Here is a 4,381-nt window from a genome sequence, read left to right on the forward strand (position 1 = left end):
GGAATCGAACCGCCGACACGGGGATTTTCAATCCCCTGCTCTACCAACTGAGCTACTCGGCCACTTCATCGCTGCGTTGCCGCTGGCGAGGACGCGAATAATACGGAGGTATGCAGCGTTCGGCAAGCGTTTCGCGAAAAAAATTTCACATTTGTTGCCAGGCCTCGCGCCGACAGCGGCAAGTGCTTGATCCAACGTGGCTGCGCACCACCGTTGCGCGCATGAACATCGGTTCAGCACGTGCCCGGGCGCGCGCGACTCACTGCGTGTCGTCCGGCATGCACCACAGCAGCACGATGCCGATCACCATGATCACCGCCGCCAGCAGCAGCGATGCCTGGTAGGAGCCGCTGTCGCGCGCCAGGGTGCCGGCGAGCGCAGGTGCCACGATCTGCGCCACGCCGTAACTCAGGGTCAGGGTGGCCATCGCCTTGGCCGGGTTGTGCGGGTAGTGCCGACCGACCACGGTAAGGGTCAGGCTCACGATTCCGGCGAAGGTCAGTCCGAACAGCAGCGCACTGCCCAGCCCGGCAGCCAGTCCATCGTCCAGCAGGGGCAGCATGAACGAAACCGCCTGCAGGGCGAAGGCCAGCATCAGGGCGCGGATCATGCCGAGCCGTGCCGCCAGCCAGTCCCAGCCGAAGGTGGAGGGGACCGCCGCCAGTCCCACCAGCACCCACACCGCGCTGCCATGCCCGTGGAAGGCGGCGGTCTGCTCGAGGATGGCCACGATGAAGGTGGCGCTGACCACGAACCCGAAACCGGCGCAGAAGTACGCGGCAACCAGCAGGCGTCGCCAGCGCGGTCCGGGGGGCGGCGGCGCGTCGGCGACGGAGCGCGCGGACGCGGCGACCGGCGCGGGCATCCAGTACCAGGCGGGTACCAGGAACAGCAGCCCCAGCAGGCCCAGCCAACGCCATTGCCCGCTGGAATCGGCATGGCCGGCCATCATCGCCGTGGCCAGGCCCGACACCGCGATGCCCAGCCCCAGCCCGGCGAAATGCAGGCCCAGCCGGGGCCGCCGCTGGTGGGCCAGCAGCCAGTTGAGCACCAGCCCGGAGGCGAGCAGCAGCCCGGCGGTGCTGGACAGCCCGGCGAGGAAGCGCAGCACGCTCCACAGCCAGAGGTGGGGGGTGACGCCCATCAGCGCGGTGGCCGCGACGGCCAGCAGCAGTCCGGCCCGGTACATGTGGAATTTCTGCCGCATGTCGCCCACCCGCGCCACCAGCAGCGTGCCCAGCAGATAGCCCAGGTAGTTGAAGGTGGCCAGCCAGCCGCCCTGGGCGGCGCTAAGCCCGGCATCGACGCGCATCAGCGGCAGCAGGGGCGTGTAGGCGAACCGGGCCAGTCCCACGGTGAGGACCAAGGCGCAGATACCGGCGGCGATGACCTGCCAGGGATGCCGTTCGGTGGGGATGGGCGGGGCAGTCATTGGATACCGGGGCGGGCAGGGGTCCGCTGATCCTCGGCGATCCGGGTGTCACTGTCTTTCGATAGAATGACCGCCTATGTCGACCAGACGACAATCCCGCCCCTCTGCGGCGCCTCCCGGCGGTCGTGAACTCACGGTGCCACCGCTGCGCGCACTGCCTTGGCCGGTGGTCACGCACAGTCGGCAGATGGCGGCCGGCGAGCATTTTCCGCCGCATGTGCACGCCTGGCACCAGCTGGCCTTCGCTACCGAAGGCGTGCTGCAGGTGACGGCGGCGAACGCGCGGTATGTGATCACGCCGCAGCAGGCCCTGTGGGTGCCGGGCGGAACCCTGCATCACACCCGCGCGTTGAGCGCTGCGGCGTTCCGCAATCTGTACGTTGGCATCGACGTCGCCGCGGACATGCCTGCGGAATGCACGGTGCTTGAAGTATCGGCGCTGCTGCGCGCCCTGATCATCGAACTCGACGGCATCCGGGCCGAGGATGATTCCGGCTACTACGCCAGCCTGTGCGCGGTGATCGCCACCCAGTTGCGTCGGCAGACGCGACACGCGCGGCACCTGCCATGGCCGCAGGACGAGCGCTTGCAGCACTGGTGCCAGGCGCTGTACGACCATCCAGACGATGATCGGGACATGGCGGCGTGGGCGGCGCACCTGGGTCCGTCCACGCGCACGCTGGCGCGCCACTTCGAGCGCGAGACCGGCATGACAGTGCGCGCATGGCGCACGCGCCTGCGGTTGCTGCGCGCGATCGAGTGGCTGGCGCAAGGGCGCTCGCCGACACGGATCGCGCACGACCTGGGGTATGCGTCCGCGTCCGCCTTCAATTACATGTTCCGGGTCGAAATGGGCGTCAGCCCGTTACAGTGGCGACGATCCAGGTGACCCTCGCGGCGTGTCGCCGAGTTGCCTTGACCCTGATGACGTCCGGCCATGCCCGCACGCGCTGCCGCGCACCGGTGGCGATGGGTGATGCCGTTCGCTTGAACGGGGACGTTTGGCCGGTGGACTAGTCCGCGACCGGGCAGGCCAGGCTGAGCAGCCGATCACCGTCGAAACGCGCCTGGATCCTGCCGTCGCCCACCTTGTCGGCAGGCCAGTCCGCCACGGCCGCAGCACCCGGCAGTGGATTGCCAAGATGGAAATACACCTTGCCGCGCGTGTCGCCCGGCTGCAGGTGCGGGCAGCCTTGAATTGGCGATGCCGGCTGCCCGCAGTCGCCCTGCAGCAGGCACAGACGCGTGTAGCACTGGCCGGCGCCTGACCAGTGCCCCTGCGCGGCGAGGCAGCCGGGCTCTGTCGCCAGTACTGCCCAACACGCCAGGCCGAAGAGGGGGGTGGCCGACATCAGCACCGGGAGCAAGTAGCGACGAACGCGCTGACGGACGTGGAGGAGGGGCGATGTCATCCTGCGATGATGCGCCACGGCGCAGGTCCGGGCCAACCCGATGTGATCCGATGTGATCCGGTGCCGCCGATGGAATGCTGTGGCATCACCGGGTACATCGATCACCGTCGCGCAAGGCGCGCGGGACGTCGTGCCCGCGCTCACCGGTGGAACGCTGTCTTACCCCGACGCCGCCGTGCCGCCACAGCGCTTACTGTCAGGGCTCCTGATCACGCTGTCTGGAGTCGTCCGCCGATGAATGCTCTCACCAACACCCGCATCGTTCTCGCTTCGCGCCCGCAGGGCGAACCGGTGGCGGCCAATTTCCGCTGGGAGCAGGCGGCCGTTCCAGCGTTGGCCCCGGGACAGGTCCTGCTGCGCAACCGCTACCTGTCACTGGACCCGTACATGCGCGGCCGCATGGAGGAAGGCCCGTCGTACGCACCGCCTGTGGCGCTGGATGCGGTGATGGAGGGGCGCACGGTGTCGGAGGTGATCGCCTCCAACCACCCGGAGGTCGCCGTCGGCGAGCACGTGGTCGCTGGCGGCAACTGGCAGACCCATGCGGTGGTGGAGGGCGAGAGCATCGCCCGGCGGCTGCACGAGACGGGCCTGCCGATCAGCACCGCGCTCGGTGTCTACGGCATGCCGGGTTTCACCGCGTATGCCGGCCTGCAGGAAATCGGTCGGCTGCAACCGGGCGAAACCCTGGTGGTGGCCGCGGCCAGCGGGCCGGTCGGGGCGACGGTCGGGCAGATTGCAAAACTGCGCGGCGCGCGCACGGTGGGCATCGCCGGTGGCGAGCAGAAGCGACAGTATCTGGAAACGCTGGGTTTCGATGTGGCGCTGGACCATCGCGCCGAGAACTTCGCCGCGCAGCTGCAGGCCGCGGTGCCCGACGGCATCGATGTGTACTTCGAGAACGTGGGAGGGCATGTCTTCGACGCGGTCGCGCCACTGCTCAACGACTTCGCGCGTATTCCGGTGTGCGGCACCATTGCCACCTACAACGCGCGCGGCGCGGTGTTGCCGGGGCCGGATCGGCTGCCGGGCTTCATGAGTCAGGTGCTGCGCCAGCGGCTGACCGTGCGTGGCTTCATCCAGTCCGACTTCAACGCGCTGTTCCCGCAGTTCCTGGTCGACATGAGCCAGTGGCTGCAGGATGGCCAGGTGCAGTACCGCGAAGACGTCGTCGAAGGGTTGGCCAACGCGCCGGATGCGTTCTTCGGGCTGCTCAAGGGACGCAACTTCGGCAAGCTGGTGGTGAAGCTGGATTGAGTGCGCACGCAGCGCCAACGCGGTCCTGACCCGTAGCTCACGATCGCCACGTTAGCGTGGCGGCATCCCCCGATGAGTACCGATCATGACCAGCGACGAGAAGCAGAAGACCCAGCAGGAAGGCGTCAAGGAAAGCCAGCAGGACCGCAAGCAGGATGAAGCGGCCAAGCAGCGACCCGGCCAGACCGACCAGGCGATTCATGATGCGGAAACGCGGCGGCCGGTGCGCAAGGACAACAACCCGGACTGAGGATGCCGTAGCCGTCGACCGCCGTGACGT

At 68.2% G+C, this 4,381-nt stretch carries 5 protein-coding genes; 3 read left to right on the plus strand and 2 right to left on the minus strand.

Going from position 1 to position 4,381, the window contains the following annotated elements; all coding sequences use genetic code 11:
• Window positions 1-259: 259 nt before the first annotated feature.
• Complete coding sequence (locus tag ACXJKH_RS15940) at window positions 260-1,432, minus strand: YbfB/YjiJ family MFS transporter (RefSeq protein ID WP_457320749.1); 1,173 nt, start codon at window positions 1,430-1,432, stop codon at window positions 260-262.
• Window positions 1,433-1,598: 166 nt separating this feature from the next.
• Between ACXJKH_RS15940 and ACXJKH_RS15945 the strand changes: the two genes are divergently transcribed.
• On the plus strand, window positions 1,599-2,321 hold the full coding sequence (locus tag ACXJKH_RS15945) for an AraC family transcriptional regulator (RefSeq protein WP_457320751.1): 723 nt from the start codon (window positions 1,599-1,601) through the stop codon (window positions 2,319-2,321).
• Window positions 2,322-2,445: 124 nt separating this feature from the next.
• Here ACXJKH_RS15945 and ACXJKH_RS15950 read toward each other — a convergent pair whose 3' ends face one another.
• On the minus strand, window positions 2,446-2,784 hold the full coding sequence (locus ACXJKH_RS15950) for a hypothetical protein (protein ID WP_457320753.1): 339 nt from the start codon (window positions 2,782-2,784) through the stop codon (window positions 2,446-2,448).
• Window positions 2,785-3,078: 294 nt separating this feature from the next.
• Between ACXJKH_RS15950 and ACXJKH_RS15955 the strand changes: the two genes are divergently transcribed.
• A complete protein-coding gene (locus tag ACXJKH_RS15955) occupies window positions 3,079-4,101 on the plus strand; it encodes an NADP-dependent oxidoreductase (protein WP_457320754.1) in 1,023 nt (340 codons plus the stop codon).
• Between the two features lie 85 nt (window positions 4,102-4,186).
• Window positions 4,187-4,351, plus strand: a complete 165-nt coding sequence (locus ACXJKH_RS15960; protein WP_457320756.1) for a hypothetical protein — start codon at window positions 4,187-4,189, stop codon at window positions 4,349-4,351.
• Window positions 4,352-4,381 lie beyond the last annotated feature (30 nt).

Source organism: Stenotrophomonas sp. P5_B8 (assembly GCF_054049855.1).

What these genes read in the sequence shown, in the direction of transcription:
- ACXJKH_RS15960 (WP_457320756.1), top strand. Translation starts at nt 4,187, where the DNA reads ATGACCAGCGACGAGAAGCAGAAGACCCAGCAGGAAGGCGTCAAGGAA.
- ACXJKH_RS15950 (WP_457320753.1), bottom strand. Translation starts at nt 2,784, where the DNA reads ATGTCGGCCACCCCCCTCTTCGGCCTGGCGTGTTGGGCAGTACTGGCG.
- ACXJKH_RS15955 (WP_457320754.1), top strand. Translation starts at nt 3,079, where the DNA reads ATGAATGCTCTCACCAACACCCGCATCGTTCTCGCTTCGCGCCCGCAG.
- ACXJKH_RS15940 (WP_457320749.1), bottom strand. Translation starts at nt 1,432, where the DNA reads ATGACTGCCCCGCCCATCCCCACCGAACGGCATCCCTGGCAGGTCATC.